The organism is Streptomyces sp. NPDC001717, assembly GCF_042892775.1.
Classification (GTDB): domain Bacteria; phylum Actinomycetota; class Actinomycetes; order Streptomycetales; family Streptomycetaceae; genus Streptomyces.
In genome coordinates this window covers 108,751-124,642 of the sequence record NZ_JBIAUK010000007.1, presented here as the reverse complement: position 1 = coordinate 124,642, position 15,892 = coordinate 108,751, and the positions used below count along the sequence as shown (strand labels likewise).

At 71.8% G+C, this 15,892-nt stretch carries 15 protein-coding genes; 8 read left to right on the top strand and 7 right to left on the bottom strand.

Annotated elements, in window-relative coordinates:
- Positions 1-84: 84 nt before the first annotated feature.
- The 4 genes from ACFYZL_RS15195 to ACFYZL_RS15180 form a co-directional block, all read right to left on the bottom strand.
- Positions 85-828 carry a hypothetical protein gene (locus ACFYZL_RS15195; RefSeq protein ID WP_384745918.1) on the bottom strand — a complete coding sequence of 248 codons (744 nt, stop codon included), beginning with the start codon at positions 826-828 and terminating at the stop codon, positions 85-87.
- A 514-nt stretch (positions 829-1,342) separates the two neighbouring features.
- Positions 1,343-3,169: an acyl-CoA dehydrogenase gene (locus ACFYZL_RS15190; RefSeq protein ID WP_384755745.1), complete on the bottom strand. Its 1,827-nt coding sequence runs from the start codon at positions 3,167-3,169 to the stop codon at positions 1,343-1,345.
- A 94-nt stretch (positions 3,170-3,263) separates the two neighbouring features.
- Positions 3,264-3,650, bottom strand: coding sequence for an ATP-binding protein (locus ACFYZL_RS15185; RefSeq protein ID WP_384755742.1), 387 nt, complete (start codon positions 3,648-3,650; stop codon positions 3,264-3,266).
- Positions 3,647-3,853 carry a hypothetical protein gene (locus ACFYZL_RS15180; RefSeq protein ID WP_384755739.1) on the bottom strand — a complete coding sequence of 69 codons (207 nt, stop codon included), beginning with the start codon at positions 3,851-3,853 and terminating at the stop codon, positions 3,647-3,649. The genes ACFYZL_RS15185 and ACFYZL_RS15180 overlap by 4 nt, the downstream gene beginning before the upstream one ends.
- 123 nt (positions 3,854-3,976) lie before the next feature.
- On the opposite strand from ACFYZL_RS15180, the gene ACFYZL_RS15175 reads away from it, so the two are divergent.
- The 7 genes from ACFYZL_RS15175 (at position 3,977) to ACFYZL_RS15145 (ending at position 8,562) form a co-directional block, all read left to right on the top strand.
- Entirely contained in the window at positions 3,977-4,834 is an 858-nt protein-coding gene (locus ACFYZL_RS15175) for a helix-turn-helix transcriptional regulator (protein WP_388679218.1), read from the top strand.
- A 1-nt stretch (position 4,835) separates the two neighbouring features.
- Positions 4,836-5,018, top strand: coding sequence for a DUF397 domain-containing protein (locus ACFYZL_RS15170; RefSeq protein ID WP_384755733.1), 183 nt, complete (start codon positions 4,836-4,838; stop codon positions 5,016-5,018).
- A gap of 48 nt (positions 5,019-5,066) precedes the next feature.
- Complete coding sequence (locus tag ACFYZL_RS15165; protein ID WP_384755730.1) at positions 5,067-5,525, top strand: SseB family protein; 459 nt, start codon at positions 5,067-5,069, stop codon at positions 5,523-5,525.
- A gap of 30 nt (positions 5,526-5,555) precedes the next feature.
- Positions 5,556-6,524 (top strand): ArsR/SmtB family transcription factor, encoded by a 969-nt coding sequence (locus tag ACFYZL_RS15160; protein WP_384755727.1) that lies wholly within the window; start codon positions 5,556-5,558, stop codon positions 6,522-6,524.
- 108 nt (positions 6,525-6,632) lie between these two features.
- Positions 6,633-7,013, top strand: coding sequence for a hypothetical protein (locus tag ACFYZL_RS15155; RefSeq protein WP_384755724.1), 381 nt, complete (start codon positions 6,633-6,635; stop codon positions 7,011-7,013).
- A gap of 120 nt (positions 7,014-7,133) precedes the next feature.
- Positions 7,134-8,129, top strand: a complete 996-nt coding sequence (locus ACFYZL_RS15150; protein WP_384755721.1) for a pirin family protein — start codon at positions 7,134-7,136, stop codon at positions 8,127-8,129.
- Between the two features lie 70 nt (positions 8,130-8,199).
- On the top strand, positions 8,200-8,562 hold the full coding sequence (locus tag ACFYZL_RS15145) for a hypothetical protein (RefSeq protein WP_388679213.1): 363 nt from the start codon (positions 8,200-8,202) through the stop codon (positions 8,560-8,562).
- Here the strand turns inward: ACFYZL_RS15145 and ACFYZL_RS15140 are convergent.
- Both ACFYZL_RS15140 and ACFYZL_RS15135 read right to left on the bottom strand, forming a co-directional pair.
- Positions 8,534-9,613, bottom strand: coding sequence for an AI-2E family transporter (locus ACFYZL_RS15140; protein ID WP_388679210.1), 1,080 nt, complete (start codon positions 9,611-9,613; stop codon positions 8,534-8,536). The genes ACFYZL_RS15145 and ACFYZL_RS15140 overlap by 29 nt on opposite strands.
- Positions 9,614-9,658: 45 nt before the next feature.
- Positions 9,659-11,854, bottom strand: a complete 2,196-nt coding sequence (locus tag ACFYZL_RS15135; RefSeq protein WP_384755715.1) for a SpoIIE family protein phosphatase — start codon at positions 11,852-11,854, stop codon at positions 9,659-9,661.
- A gap of 136 nt (positions 11,855-11,990) precedes the next feature.
- On the opposite strand from ACFYZL_RS15135, the gene aspS reads away from it, so the two are divergent.
- The gene (gene aspS, locus ACFYZL_RS15130) at positions 11,991-13,808 is read left to right on the top strand and encodes an aspartate--tRNA ligase (RefSeq protein ID WP_384755712.1); all 1,818 of its coding nucleotides are present in this window, start codon (positions 11,991-11,993) and stop codon (positions 13,806-13,808) included.
- 69 nt (positions 13,809-13,877) lie between these two features.
- On the opposite strand, the gene ACFYZL_RS15125 is transcribed toward aspS, so the two are convergent.
- Complete coding sequence (locus ACFYZL_RS15125; RefSeq protein ID WP_388679206.1) at positions 13,878-15,554, bottom strand: VWA domain-containing protein; 1,677 nt, start codon at positions 15,552-15,554, stop codon at positions 13,878-13,880.
- Between the last annotated feature and the right edge of the window lie 338 nt (positions 15,555-15,892).

The window sequence follows — 15,892 nt, the reverse complement described above, 5'->3', positions numbered from 1 at the left end:
CGACGGTCGTGTACGCCATGGCCGGACTGCGGCGGATAGCCGACAGGACGGGTCCGGGAGGTGTGGTCCGGGGCCCGGGGCGTCTCAGCCCGGCGGACGCTCGAAGCGGCGTTGCAGCTGTCTGCGCTCGCCCCGGCGGATGCGCGGGAGCATCTCCGGGGTCTGCGCGGAGCGCTGCGCGCGTCTCTTGCGTCCGGCGCAGAAGATACAGGCCTCGCCCGGGGGCGCGTCCGGGTCGATGGGCGCTCCGGGGTGCTCGGAGCAGCCCGACGCGTTGCGGGGGCGGGAGAGCTCGCGGGCGACGATGAAGGCGCGGTGGAGGTCGTCGGCGATGCGCACGAACTCGTCGGAGGGCGAGGAGAGGCCCAGGTGGAAGCGCTGGTCCTCGACGGTGCGCAGGTACTGGCGCAGCACCTGGAGGGTGTACGGGCCGTCGGGCACGGGGTAGCCGAGGCGCCGCTGCTCGCCGCCGGCGGGCGCGGGGGCGGCCTGGCGGGCGCCGTTCATGCGCTGCCGCTGCCCGAGGCGGCGGCGGTCGTTGCAGATCAGGCAGCGGCCCCAGCCTTCGGGCGCCTCGGGGTCGAGGGCGCCGTTGGGGTGCTCGGGGCAGCCGGTGTAGCTCTTGGCGGGGGCCAGGCCGGCGGCGGTCTGGAAGGCCACGTAGAGGGCGTCGGCGATGGTCTCGTACTCGGCGGGGTGGGCGCCGTCGTACAGCTCGCGCAGGTGGTCGCCGAGACTGCCCAGGCTCGCCTGCAGCTCCTTGAGGGCGTACGGGCGCCCGGTGGGGACGGAGTACCCCCTGCTGCCGTGGTGATCCTGTGGACTCATGCTTACGAGCGTCCCATGAACGGCTGACAACGGAGAAAACCGCAGTACAGGCCCTGTACCGGACCGATACCCCTGGGCCGCGCACCCTCCAGCCCCGCCGGCGTTTGAGGCGTGGGTCCGGGCGGAGCCCGGGGAACGGTGGAAGGGCGGGTAGGGACCGGCTCCGCGCAGCGGCACCCCGGCCGGGGCCGGGCCGCAGGGTGGGCCGTCGGGGCCGGGCGTGCGCCGGGGCACCTCCTCGGGCGTCGAACCCCATGCGGCACCGGCAAGCGGATCGGGTTTCGTTCGACGCCCTGCGGGGGCGCCCCGCCGCACACCCGACCCCGACGGCGCGGGGGTACGGGCACCGGGTCGCACGACCGGTGTCCGCCCCCGCCCACGGCCGCGCCGCGCCCGTCCCCTCCGGATGCGGGCGCGGCGCGGCCACGCGGGTGCTGCCGCCGGACCCCGGACGGGCAGCGGCCGGGCCTCCGTGCGGGAAGGCCCGGCCGGGTGACCTGCGGGACGGCGCGGCCTAGAAGGCGGCCTCGTCCAGGTCCATCAGCGTGTTGTCGACGGCCTCGGCCAGCGCGCGCTGGACGGAGACGCCGGGCAGGACCTGCGACGCGAAGAACTTCGCGGCGGCGATCTTGCCGGTGTAGAACGGCGCGTCCTTCGCGGAGGCGGTCGGCAGCTTCTCGGCGGCCACGGCCGCGCCCTTGAGCAGCAGGTAACCGACGACCACGTCACCCGAGGCCATCAGCAGGCGGGTGGTGTTCTGGCCGACCTTGTAGATGTTCTTGACGTCCTCGCCGGTGGCGGTGAGGTCGACGATCATCTGGCCGACGATGGCCTCCAGGTCCACGGCGGCCTTGGCGAGCGCGTCGCGCGCCGGGGCGAGCTCCTCGCCGCCGACGGCCTCGGCCAGGAACTTCTTGATCGTCTCGGAGAGGACGTTCAGGGAGGCGCCCTGGTCGCGGACGATCTTGCGGAAGAAGAAGTCCTGACCCTGGATCGCGGTGGTGCCCTCGTAGAGGGTGTCGATCTTGGCGTCGCGGATGTACTGCTCGATCGGGTACTCCTGCAGGTAGCCGGAGCCACCGAAGGTCTGCAGGGACTGGGCGAGCTGCTCGTAGGACTTCTCCGAGCCGTAGCCCTTCACGATCGGCAGGAGCAGGTCGTTGAGGCCGACCAGCGCGGTGGTGTCCTCGCCCGCGGCCTGCTTGATCTGGATGTCGTCCTGGACGGAGGCGGTGTAGAGGACCAGCGCGCGCATGCCCTCCGCGTACGCCTTCTGCGTCATGAGCGAGCGGCGCACGTCGGGGTGGTGCGTGATGGTGACCTTGGGGGCCGTCTTGTCCATGAAGTTGGCCAGGTCCGGACCCTGCACGCGCTCCTTGGCGTACTCCAGGGCGTTCAGGTAGCCCGTCGAGAGCGTCGCGATGGCCTTCGTGCCGACCATCATGCGGGCGAACTCGATGATCATGAACATCTGGCGGATGCCGTCGTGCTTGTCGCCGATCAGCCAGCCCTTGGCGGGGTGCTTGTCGCCGAAGGTCATCTCGCACGTGTTGGAGGCCTTGAGGCCCATCTTGTGCTCGACGTTCGTCGCGTAGACGCCGTTGCGCTCGCCCAGCTCGCCGGTCTCCCAGTCGAAGTGGAACTTCGGGACGAGGAAGAGCGACAGGCCCTTGGTGCCCGGGCCGTGGCCCTCGGGGCGCGCGAGGACGTAGTGGAGGATGTTCTCCTCCATGTCGTGCTCACCGGACGTGATGAAGCGCTTCACGCCCTCGATGTGCCAGGAGCCGTCCTCCTGCTGCACGGCCTTGGTGCGGCCGGCGCCGACGTCCGAGCCGGCGTCCGGCTCGGTCAGGACCATCGTGGAGCCCCAGCGCTTCTCGACGGCGATCTGCGCGATCTTCTTCTGCGCCTCGTTGCCCTCCTCGTGCAGGACACCGGCGAAGGCCGGGCCGGAGGAGTACATCCAGATGGCCGGGTTCGAGCCGAGCAGCAGCTCCGCGTAGGCCCAGACGAGGGAGCGCGGGGAGACGGTGCCGCCGATCTCCTCCGGGATGCCCATGCGCCAGTACTCGGAGTCCATGAAGGCCTTGTAGCTCTTCTTGAAGGAGGCCGGGACCGGCGCCGTGTTCGTCTCCGGGTCGAAGACGGGCGGGTTGCGGTCGGCGTCCGCGAAGGACTCGGCGAGCTCGTTCTCGGCGAGACGGGCTATCTCGGACAGGACGTCCTTGGCGGTCTCGGAGTCCATCTCCTCGAACGGACCGGTGCCGTACAGCTTGTCGCGGCCGAGCACCTCGAAGAGGTTGAACTCGATGTCGCGGAGATTCGACTTGTAGTGCCCCATGGCGACGGCTCCGTTAAGGCTCGGGGAGACAGGTTCCTCGTACATACCAATCGGTAACGTCATGATGCTACCCGCCGGTAATAAGGCGCAACCCTTACCGCCGGGACTGTGACGACGCTCTCGGCAGCTCGCACCACACGGTTTTCCCCCGGGGCGCTCGAGCGACGCCCCAGCGCAGGGACAGGGCGGCCAGTAGGGCCAGCCCCCGACCGGACTCGTCCCCCTCTGCGGCCTGCCGCGGTACGGGCTGCGCGTGCGCGTCGGGATCGGTGAGCTCGACCCGCGTGCGGGATGCCCTTCCGGTGACGCGCAGGGTGACGGGCGTCGCCTCGCCGAGGTGGCTGATCACGTTGCTGAGCATCTCGCTGACGCAGAGCTCGGCGTCGAGGGAGTCGCCCTGTCCCAAGTGCTCGCGCACGGCGTGCCGGGCCAGGGGGACGGCCCCGGGGGTGGCGAGCAGGTGGATCGTGAGGTCGTTCACCGCGTGGCCAGGGCGGCGGCCAGTCGCTGCGCGGTGGCGGCGTTGCAGTTGCCGAGGGTGATGAGGGGTGGGGTGGCGTAGCGGCCGGCGTAGGAGAGGAGGTGGAGGTCGAGGGACGGGAGCGTGATCCCGTGCCGGGCGAGTGCGCTGCGGAGTGCCTCCAGGGCTTCCGTGGCCTCGTGGTCGCGGTCGTGCTCGCTCATGGCGGCGCCTGCCGATCCTGTGGTGGGTGCGGAGTGTGACGAACTGCTCACAGGCTGGCGGGGGTCGGCGTAGCGTGGGAAGGGTTTCGAGTCCACAGTGCGAGGTGTGGAAGGCGGGCGATCGTGGCCGCGCGTAAGGACATTGACGGCTCGGCGAGCGTGCCGGCCTTTTACGGCAAAGAGCTGCGGTGGCGCCGGGAGGCGGCGGGCCTCACGCTCCAGCAGGCCGTGGAGGGCAGTTTTTACGGGGCCAGCTATCTAAGTGAGATCGAGCTCGGCCAGCGGCGCATGCCGCTGGATCTTGCACGCCACGTCGACCGGGTGCTGGACACCGATGGATTCTTCGAGCGGCGTTGCGAGGACGTGCGGAAGGCCCGGAGCGTTGGCCACGCCAGGTATGCCGAGAAAGTGCTGGACGCGGAGAAGGTGGCCGAGACCATCGAGGAATGGTGCCCGACCGCATTTCCGGGCCTGTTGCAGACGGCTGCGTATGCGCGCGCCCTGGCTCGGGCCGAACGGCCGCTGGAAGCCCGGGAGGAGACCGATGTGAAGGTCAACGCCCGGATGGCGCGGGCTGAGCTCTTCGAAGGCGACCCTGGGACGCCGGAATACTGGGTCATCCTGCATGAGTCGCTGCTGCGGCTGCCGGTCGTACCGACCGAGCGGATGGCAGAGCAACTCGACCACGTAACGGCCCTGGTCCGCCGCAATCGGATCGTTCCACAGATCGTCCCGTGGAACGCCGGAGCGCACCCCTTCATGTCGGCCGGTACGACCATCATCATGACCTTCGCCGAAGCCCCGCCGCTGGTCTATACGGAGTCGCTGCACAGTGGCGTCACCATCGACGATCCGGCTCTCGTGAAGCGCTATCGAAGGTCGTACGATCTGCTGAGGGCCGCCGCGCTACCGCCGGAGGCGTCCCTCGCCATGATGGAGGCGGCCGCAGAGGACTACCGAAATGGCAAGCAGCGACATTGACTTGAGCGCCGCACGTTGGCGTACGAGCAGCTACACCAACAGCGACGGTGGTACCTGCATCGAGGTGGCCGACGGCGTCGCCGGTTGGGTGCCCGTACGGGACTCGAAGCGACGGACCGGGCCGACCATCGTGGTCTCCGCGGCGGCGTGGGGACCCTTCGTCGCCGCCCTCAAGGCCCACTGACCGGAACTCGGCGGCCCCGCCGCCCCCGGCCTCGGTAGGCTTCGGCCCATGTACGGCTACGACCAGAACCCGGGTGCCCAGCAGCAGTACGCCCAGCAGCCGCCGCCGCAGGGCTACGGGCAGCAGGCGCCGCTGTACCCCGAGCCCTCGCCGCCCTCCCTCGGGGACGCGGTCCGGGCGTTCACGACCGGGTCGCTGTCCGCCGAGGACTTCCAGCAGATCTTCGCCTCCTCGAAGGTCTACTGCCCGCGCGGCGACACCCCCGGGTTCCTCGCGCTGCACAACACGCAGCAGCCGGTCATCCCGATGTTCACCACGCTCAAGGAGCTGCGCCGGTACGCCGGCAAGGAGTCCAAGTACTTCGTGATCACCGGCGCCGAGGTCATCGACCTGCTGCCCACCGGCTACGGCTTCGTCCTCGACATGGAGGGCGACCACCGGATGGTCTTCGACGCGAAGGCGGTCGAGCAGATGGTCGACTTCGCGATGCGCCGCATGTATGGCTAGACGCCACTGACGAAGGGGGCGGGCGGCGCGATGCTGAGGGTGCACTTCACGACCGAGGACCTGCTCAACGTCACCTTCGCGCGCGAGCCGCTCCCGCTCGTCGAGCTCGGCATGGCGGTCGTCGCCTGGCAGCGCCGCGACGAGCAGGCGGTTTTCGGCCGCTGGCGCGGCCACGTCACCCGGGAGTTACCGGGCCGGGTGCGGCCGCTGCTGGACCTGCTGCGGCCCGACGGCGACAACCTGCAGTTCGTCGAGCCCTTCTCGCACACGCTGGAGGAGGGGCTGGCCGCCGTACGGGACGCCTCCGGGTCGCTCACCGGCGAGCAACTGGCCCGTACCGCCGCCCGCGCCCCCGGCTCCGCCTCCTGGCTGCGCGCGCTGTGGGCCGAGGACCGCGACGCGTGGCGGCAGCTCGACGGCGCGCTGCGCTCCGTGTACGAGCTGGTCATCGCCCCGCACTGGCCGCGCATCCGGCAGTCCTTCCAGGCGGACGTGGCCTGGCGCACCCGGCTGCTGGCGACCCACGGCATCAAGGTGTGCCTCGCGAGCACGCACCCCGCGGCCCAGTGGTCGGGCACGGCCTTCGAGGTGGGGCGGCCGCCGGATTTCGAGACCCGGCTGGGCGGGCGCGGCCTGATCCTGATGCCCTCGCCGTTCTGGACGGGCCGCCCGCTGCTGGCCGAGGGCCCGGGCGGGCCGGACGCTGCGCGGCTGCTGATGTACCCGGCGCTGACCCCGCTCCCGCTGGTCGGCCCGAGCGCGGCGGACGGGGCGCTGGACGCGCTGCTCGGGCGGACCAGGGCGGCGGTGCTCCAGCAGCTGGTGCAGCAGCGCACGACCAGTGAGCTCGCGCGGGACCTCGACATCAGCCTCCCGTCGGTCTCCGAGCACACCCGCACCCTGCGCGCGGCCGGACTGATCACCACGCGGCGGGACGGCAAGGCGGTGCTGCACTCGGCGACCGGCCTGGGCGTGGACCTGCTGCGCAGCGGCGGCTGAAGGTTTCGGCGACGCCCGAAACCATCGCGGGTCCCGCCGTGGCTGCCGAGTATCGGTGCTGCGGGGGAATCCACGGGGGGTCCCCCGCTCCGAGACGAGGAGGCACTGATGGCTCGTACGTCGTTACGCACGAAGCTCGCGACCGTGGCGGCCGCGGGGGTGATGGCGCTGGGTACGGGGGTCCTGGCGGCGGGCCCCGCGCAGGCCGCGGGTTCGTGGCACGGGTGTCCGTCCGGCGCGGTGTGCATCTATCCGCGCGACGCGGGCTGGAACAACGACAGGCCGTCCAACGTGTACTGGGACGGGGTCTACAAGCTCTACAACCAGGTCGGGATGCACTTCGTGGTCAACAACCAGACCGACGGCTGGGTCGACCGCATCTGCTACGACTCGTACGGGTCGAGCTGCGACTCGTACGTCCAGCCGCCCGGCACCACCTGGTGGGTCGACCTCACGCCGATGAACTCGATCAAGCTCAGCAGGTACTAGTCAGGCGGGCCGGACACGGGCCCTGAGGCCCCGGGGAATGTCCCCGGGGCCCTTTCCGTTCTGTCCGGTGGCAGGAAGTTCGAGTTTCAACTAAACTCGACGCAGAAGGAGGTCCTGACCATGCCCGCAGTGACTGTTGAGAACCCGTTGACCCTTCCGCGAGTGGCCGAGCCGCAGGCCGCCGTCGCGCGCAAGGTGCTGGCCGTCGTCGATGCTCCCGGTGGGTTCGAGGGCGAGGGTTTCCCGGTGCGCCGTGCGTTCGCCGGGATCAACTACCAGTACCTCGACCCGTTCATCATGATGGACCAGATGGGCGAGGTGGAGTACGCGCCGGGCGAGCCCAAGGGCACCCCCTGGCACCCGCACCGCGGCTTCGAGACCGTCACGTACCTGATCGACGGAACCTTCGTCCACCAGGACAGCAACGGCGGCGGCGGAGTCATCAACGGCGGTGACACCCAGTGGATGACCGCCGGTTCGGGCCTGCTGCACATCGAGGCCCCGCCGGAGTCCCTCGTCGTGTCCGGCGGGCTGTTCCACGGCCTCCAGCTGTGGGTCAACCTCCCGGCCTCCGACAAGATGATGCCCCCGCGCTACCAGGACATCGGCGGCGGCCAGGTCCAGCTGCTGACGACCCCCGACGGCGGCTCCCTGCTCCGCGTGATCGCCGGCGAGCTCGACGGCCACCAGGGCCCGGGCATCACGCACACCCCGATCACGATGATCCACGCGACCGTCAGCCCGGGCGCGCAGATCACCCTCCCGTGGCGCGAGGACTTCAACGGCCTCGCCTACGTCCTGGCCGGGCGCGGCTCGGTCGGCGAGGACCGCCGCCCGATCCACACCGGGCAGACGGCCGTCTTCGGCGAGGGCGGCTCGATCACGGTGCGGGCGGACGCGTCGCAGGACTCCAACGCCCCGGCCCTGGAGGTCGTCCTCCTCGGCGGGCGCCCGATCCGGGAGCCGATGGCGCACTACGGGCCGTTCGTGATGAACAACAAGCACGAGCTCCAGCAGGCCTTCGACGACTTCCAGGCCGGCCGCCTGGGCCGCATCCCCACCACCGCGCGCACGGGCCTCGGCCACCGCGGTACGGGCGAGGCCGAGGAGAACTGAGTACGAGCGCGCCCGGCGGGTGAGTAGCCGGGCGCCTGTGCCGGGCACGGGATCCGCGTTGGATCGGGGCATGGACGACACCCCTTCCCCCTCCGCGATCACCCCGAGCCCGGCTCCCGCGGGAGCCGAGGACCGCACCCGCCTCTGGGCCGGTGTGTCCGCGGCGCTCTTCCCCGTGGCCCTGGTGGGGGCGGTCGTCCTGCTCCTGTCGTCCGTGCGGGTGTCGGGTTGCGTGACCTACGGAGTGGAGTGCACCCGGGGGTTGCCCTGGTGGCTGTTCCCTGTGGGCGTCGGCGCCGCGGGCACGGCCTTCCTCGTCGCGCTCGCCGCGTCCCGCCCGGAGGTCCGCCGGTGGGCGCTGGGCGCCCAGCTCCTCGCGGAGTGCACCGCGATCCTGGTGGTCCTCAGCTACTACCCGGACCCGCCGGCCTAGCAAGGGCCTCGCCGTACCGGGCCCGCAGTTCCGAGGCCACCCCGAAGGCCGCCGCCGTCAGCGGTACCGCCAGCAGCATGCCCAGGACCCCGGCCGCGCTCGCCCCGGCCGTGATGGCCAGCATGACCACCGCCGGGTGCATCTGCACCGTACGGCTCTGCACCAGCGGCTGGAGGACGTACCCCTCGACCATCTGGACCAGCAGCACCAGCGCGAGCACCCACAGGCCGATGACCCAGCCCCGGTCGGCGAGGGCGACGAGGACCGCGACGGCGCCCGAGAGGAAGGCGCCGAGGTAGGGGATGTAGGCGGTCACGAAGACCAGCGCGGCCAGCCCCACCGCACCCGGCACGTCGAGTACCAGCAGCCCCGCGCCGATCAGCACGCCGTCGACCAGGGCCACGAGGGTGGTCCCCCGCATGAACCCCTCGACGGCCCCGAACGCGCGCCGGCCCATCGCCTCCATGAGGTCGCCCGAGCGGCGCGGGACGAGCGAGCGCAGGGTGCCCACGGCGCGGTGGGAGTCGCGGAGGAAGAAGAAGATCAGTACGAGGGACAGCAGGGCCGTCGCGATCATCGTGCCGACCACGCTGATCCCGGTGACCACGCCCGAGGCCGCCGTGCCGCCGAACTTCGCCAGCAGGTCCTGCGAGTTCTTCGCGAGGTCCTCCAGCGAGGTGCCCACCGCCCCGAAGTGCTCCGCGAGGCTCTGGCCGGCCCGCCGCAGGGCGTCGACGATCTGGTCGCCCGTCCTGACGATCGCGAGGACGACGACGTACGAGGCCCCTCCGACGACGGCGGTCACGGCCAGGCAGGTGAGGGCCGAGGCGAGGGTGCGGTTGACCCCCGCGCGGACCAGTCGCCGGTGCAGCGGCCCGAGCAGGGCCGTGCCGAGCACGGCGAGCAGGACGGGCGTGACGACCGTACGGAAGACGGTGCACAGCCATACGACGACGGCCAGTACGGTCGCGACGAGCAGGACGACGGCGCACCAGGCGGCGAGGCGCCGCACGGGCTCGGGGAGCAGGGAGTTCGGCACCTCGTCATCCAAGCACTTCGGATGATCATTTCGGGTGAATGGCTCGTCCCGCCGTCCTCAGCCGGCGTCCGGCCGCTTCGACTGTTCGTACAGCTCGAACCAGATCGTCTTGCCTTCGCCGCGCGGGTCCACGCCCCAGCTGTCGGCGAGCATCTCCATCAGCAGCACCCCGCGCCCGCTGGAGGCCATCTCGCCCGGGTGCCGTTTGTGGGGGAGTTCGTCGCTGGTGTCCGCGACCTCCACGCGCAGCCGGCGTTCGCCCAGCTCGCCGACGGCCTCCGCGACCAGCAGCGCGTCGCCGTCGGTGTGCACGAGCACGTTCGTGACCATCTCGGAGACCATCAGCACCGCCGAGTCCAGCTGCTCCTCGTCGGCCCAGTCGTGCAGCAGCTCCCGGATCTGCTGCCGGGCGCCCGCGATCCGCTCCGGCTCGGCCTGGGCCACGGTCAGCATGGTGCGGCGGGCCGGGCGGGACGGGTGCGGCAGCGGGGTCCCGCGGCCGAGGCCCTCGCCCTCGCGGCCCAGCAGCACGACGGCTATGTCGTCCTCGCGGCGGTCGGCCAGCGGGCCCGTGGTGTGGTGCGAGGAGGGCCCGTGCACGGCCTGGACCAGCAGGTCGGCGAGCTTTTCGAGGTGACCGCCGTCGACCGGGCCGCCGTCGAGGTGCTCGGACTCGGGGTCCCCGGGCGCGGGGGTCTCGGACTCCAGGATCGCGCGCAGCCGGGCCCAACCGGTGTCGAGGTCGTGTCCGCCGGTCTCGATGAGCCCGTCGGTGCAGAGCATCATCGTCTCGCCGGGCTCCAGGGTGAAGCGGGTCGTGGGGTAGTCCGTGTCGGGCACGATCCCGAGCGGGAGCCCGCCGGCGGTGGGCCGCATCAGGACGGTGCCGTCGGCCATCCGGATCGCCGGATCGGGATGGCCGGCCCGGGCCACCTCCAGCACCCCGGTCCGGGGGTCGCACTCCGCGTACAGGCAGGTCGCGAAGCGCGGGCTCTGCAGGTCGAGGTCCTCGTCCGAGTCGGCCTCCTGCGAGGAGCACAGCCCGGCGAGGAAACGGGAGGCGCGCGAGAGCACCGCGTCGGGCCGGTGGCCCTCCGAGGCGTACGCGCGCACGGCGATCCGCAGCTGGCCCATCAGCCCGGCCGCCCGTACGTCGTGGCCCTGGACGTCACCGATGACCAGGGCGAACCGCCCGGACGGCAGCGGGATCATGTCGTACCAGTCGCCGCCGACCTGGAGCCCGCCGCCCGTCGGGACGTAGCGGGCGGCGATCCGCATGCCCGGGATCTCCGGGCCGAGCTGGGGCATCATCGAGCGCTGCAGACCGGTGGTGAGCTCCCGCTCGGATTCGGCCACTCCGGCGCGCTGGAGCGCCTGGGCCAGCATCCGGGCCACCGTCGTCAGGACGGAGCGCTCGTCGGGGGAGAAGGACACCGGGTGCTTGAAGGCGGCCATCCAGGCACCCATGGTGCGCCCCGCCACGATGAGCGGCAGGAACGCCCAGGAGGTCCGGCCGAAGCGTTGGGCGAGCGGCCAGGTGGCCGGGAAGCGCCGCTTGTAGTCCTCGGGGTTGGGGAGGTAGATCGCCCGTCCCGTACGGACGACGTCCGCGGCCGGGTAGGCGGTGTCGAGCCGCATGTCGGAGAAGGGGCCCTCGTCGCCGGGGCCGTGCCCGTGGTGGCCGATGACCGACAGCCGGTCCCCGGCCACGCCGAAGACGGCCAGCCCGTCCGGGCTGAAGCCCGGCATGGAGAGCGAGGCGGCGACCCGCAGCACCTCCGCCGTCGACCGGGCCTCGGCCAGAGCCCGTCCCGCGTCCAGCAGGAACGCCTCGCGGGAGCGCCGCCAGTCGCCGGTGATCGGCGTGTGCGCGGCGGTGGTGCCGGGCTGCGGCTCGGCGATCTCCTGGATGGTGCCGATCAGCTCGTAGTCGACGCGGCCGTCGGCCGTCCGGTTCTCCAGGGGCTTGGAGCGGCTGCGTACGGTGCGCAGCACCCGGCCGTCCTCGTCCATGATCCGCAGCCGGGCCTCGGCGAGTGTGCCCTCGGCGACGGCCAGGTTGACGATGCCGTTGATCTCGTTCCAGTCCACCGGATGGAAGCGGGAGCGCACGGCGACCTCCGCGAGCTCCGTCGGCTCCGCGGGCAGGCCGAGGAGCCGGGCGGCCTCGCTGTCCAGGGAGACCGTCCCGGAGGCGTTGTCCCATCGCCAGAGGCCCGTTGCGATGGCGGCCAGGACGTCCTCGGTGCGCACCCGGTCATCTTTACAGGTCGTACGACTGACGTGCCTGTTCTCCGGGTCCACCGGGCGTGCCCGACCCGGCCGCTTCCCGGACGGTAACCTTGGGAGGGTTGAATCCACCCTGGTATCGCGAAGAACTGGATGACTGATGCATCGGTACAGGTCCCACACGTGCGGCGAGCTCCGAGCCTCTGACGTCGGCACCGACGTCCGGCTGAGCGGCTGGCTGCACAATCGTCGAGACCTGGGCGGCATCCTCTTCATCGATCTGCGCGACCACTACGGCATCACGCAGCTCGTCGCCCGTCCCGGCACCGCCGCCGCCGCGGTCTTGGACAAGCTCTCCAAGGAGACCGTGGTCCGGGTCGACGGCAAGGTCGTCTCCCGCGGCACCGAGAACATCAACCCCGACCTGCCGACCGGCGAGATCGAGATCGAGGCCGCCGAGGTCGAGGTGCTCGGCGCGGCCGCCCCGCTGCCCTTCACCATCAACACCGACGACGGTGTGAACGAGGAGCGGCGCCTGGAGTACCGCTTCCTCGACCTGCGTCGCGAGCGCATGCACCGCAACATCATGCTGCGCTCGGCGGTCATCGCCTCGATCCGCTCGAAGATGGTGGCCCTCGGCTTCAACGAGATGGCGACCCCGATCCTCACCGCGACCTCCCCCGAGGGCGCCCGTGACTTCGTCGTCCCGTCCCGCCTGAACCCGGGCAAGTTCTACGCCCTGCCGCAGGCCCCGCAGCAGTTCAAGCAGCTGCTGATGATCTCCGGCTTCGACCGGTACTTCCAGATCGCGCCCTGCTTCCGCGACGAGGACGCCCGCGCCGACCGTTCGCCGGGCGAGTTCTACCAGCTCGACGTCGAGATGTCGTTCGTCGAGCAGGAGGACGTCTTCCAGCCGATCGAGCGCCTGATGACCGAGCTCTTCACCGAGTTCGGCAACGGCCGCGCGGTCACCTCCCCCTTCCCGCGGATCCCGTTCCGCGAGTCGATGCTGAAGTACGGCAACGACAAGCCCGACCTGCGCGCCAAGCTGGAGCTCGTCGACATCACCGACGTCTTCGAGGGCTCGGAGTTCAAGGCGTTCGCCGGCAAGCACGTGCGCGCCCTGCCCGTCCCGGACACCGCCGCGCAGCCGCGCAAGTTCTTCGACGGCCTCGGCGACTACGCGGTCTCCCTCGGCGCGAAGGGCCTGGCCTGGGTCCGCGTCGGCGAGGACGGCGCCCTCACCGGCCCGATCGCGAAGTTCCTCACCGAGGAGAACGTCAAGGTCCTCACCGAGCGCCTGGGCCTGGCCGCCGGTCACGCCGTGTTCTTCGGCGCGGGCGAGTTCGACGAGGTCTCCAAGATCATGTCCGGCGTCCGCGTCGAGGCGGCCAAGCGTGCGGGCCAGTTCGAGGAGAACGTCTTCCGCTTCTGCTGGATCGTCGACTTCCCGATGTACGAGAAGGACGAGGAGACGGGCCGGATCGACTTCTCCCACAACCCCTTCTCCATGCCGCAGGGCGGCATGAAGGACCTGGAGGAGAAGGACCCGCTCGACATCCTGGCGTGGCAGTACGACATCGTCTGCAACGGCATCGAGCTGTCGTCGGGTGCCATCCGCAACCACGAGCCCGAGGTCATGCTGAAGGCCTTCGAGATCGCCGGTTACGAGGCCGAGACCGTCGAGCGCGAATTCGCGGGCATGCTGCGCGCGTTCCGCCTGGGCGCCCCGCCGCACGGTGGCATCGCCCCGGGCGTGGACCGCATCGTGATGCTGCTGGCCGACGAGCCGAACATCCGCGAGACCATCGCCTTCCCGCTGAACGGCAACGCGCAGGACCTGATGATGGGCGCGCCGACGGTGCTGGAGGAGGCCCGTCTGCGCGAGCTGAACATCGCGCTGCGCAAGCCGGTCGAGACGAAGGCGGCCGACGCGAAGCCGGTCGCCGAGGCCGTGCACCCGGACGCCGCGCGCTAGCGGTACCGCTTGAACGGACGGAAGGGCCCGGGGTCGACGACCCCGGGCCCTTCCGCGTGTCTCCTGGGGTCAGAAGCGCTCCAGCACGCCCTTGACCAGGGCGGCCGAGGTCAGCTCCGTGGGGGCCGGGCCGGCGTGGAAGAAGCCGGCGTTCTCGGCGTCCAGCTTGCGCAGGAAGTCGAAGGCCTTGGAGTCGTGCTCGCCGAAGGCGACGAACTGCCAGTGGATGCCGGGGGCGGCGGTGGCGGCGTCCGTGATCGCCTGGCGGGCGGGGCGGACGTTGTCGGGCGCGCCGTCCGTCTGGAACACGACCAGGGCCGGGCCCTCGCCGCCGTCCTTCTGGTAGCGCTCGACGACGGCCTCCACGGCCACGTGGTAGCTGGTGCGGCCCATCCGGCCGAGCTCGGCGTGGCGGGCCTCGACCCAGGACGCGTCGTGGGTGTCGAGGGCGAGGTCGGCCGTGCCGTCCACCTCGGTGGAGAAGAAGACCGTGTGCACGGTCGCCGCCTCGTCGAGGTGCGCGGCGAGTGCGAGGGCGTGGTCGGCGAGGTGCTGGGCACTGCCGTCCTTGTAGAACCCGCGCATGGAGCCGGAGCGGTCCAGCACGAGGTACACCTTGGCCCGCGCCCCGGCCTTGCCCTTGGTGCGGAGCACCTGTCCGGCGGCCTTGTACGCCGCGACGACGCCGGGAGCGACCCGCTTCACATCGGCCAGCCCGTGCGCCGCCGCGGCCTCCGGCTCCGCCTCCGGCGAGGTCTCCTCGGCCTCCTCGACCGGCTCCGCAGCGGCGGCGACCGGCTCGGCGGGGGTGTCGGCCGACGTCTCCGCCTCCGGCGCCTCGGCAGCAGCCACGGGCTCCGCCGGCGCCTCGGCCTCGGCCGTCTCCTGCGCCTGCGGCACGGCGGCCACGGGCTCGGCTTCGGCGTCAGCCGGCTCCGCCGGGGCCTCGGCTTCGGCCGCCACCGGCTCCGCCGGGGTGTCGTCCTGCGCCTGCGGCGCGTCGGTGTCGGTCTGCTCGACAGCAGCCGTCGCGGGCTGCGCCGCAACCTCGGCCTCGGCCGCCGCGGGCTCCGCCGGGACCTCGGCTTCGGCGGTCACCGGCTCCGCCGGGGTGTCGTCCTGCGCCTCCGGCGCGGTGGCCGGCTCTGCCGGAACCTCGGCCTGGTCCTCCGCCTGCGGCTCGTCGGTCTCGCTCTGCTCCGCAGCGGGGGCGACCGGCTCAGCCGGGTCGGCTTCGGCCGTTTCCTGCGCCTGCGGCGCGTCAGTGTCGCTCTGCTCGGCAGCCGGGGCCGGCGGCTCCGCCGCAACCTCGGCCTCGGCCGTCACCGGCTCCACCGGGGCCTCGTCCTGCGCCTCCGGCGCGGTGGCTTCGGCGGCAGCCGCCTCGGCCTCGGCGGCCACGTCGGTGTCGGGCTGCTCCGCAGCAGCCGCGACCGGCTCCGCCGCAACCTCGGCCTCGGCCGTCACCGGCTCTGCCGGAACCTCGGCCTGGTCCTCCGCCTGCGGAGCGTCGGTGTCGTTCTGCTCCGCAGCGGGGGTGACCGGCTCCGCCGGGGCATCGGCCTCGGCGGCGGCCGGCTCGGCGGGGGTGGACGGGGTGGGCTTCGCCGCAGGCGAGCCGCGGCGGGCTTCCGGGACCGTCGGGTCCGTCGTCGGTGCGGGGGCCGTCAGAAGGGCGCCCGCCTCCCGGTCCCGCGGGGCGGACTGCGGCGGAACGGACGGGTTGTCGAAGGACGCCGCAACCAATTCGGCTGCCGCGTCGAGCGGGTTACGTTCCGCCTGGTTCGGGACAGCCGCCGAAGGGGCGTCCGAAGTCTCCGGAACCGGTTCCGCAGACCGTCCGAACACCTTGCGCAACAAGCTCCGAATACCCATGGCCAGGCCTTTCGCGGGAGTGCGTGCGTCATTTGTCCGTGCTGCGCGGATGATCCCTGCCCAGAGTGGACACGTAAGGTTATCGGCCGCCGAGCGCGATCTTCGGGAGGGGCACCTTTCGTGGCGTGCGCCTTTACCACCCCACCCGGCCCTCCGCCGAACTGCCGCTCCGACGTGCCGGGTTCACCCATCGTTCATCCCTCCGCCGC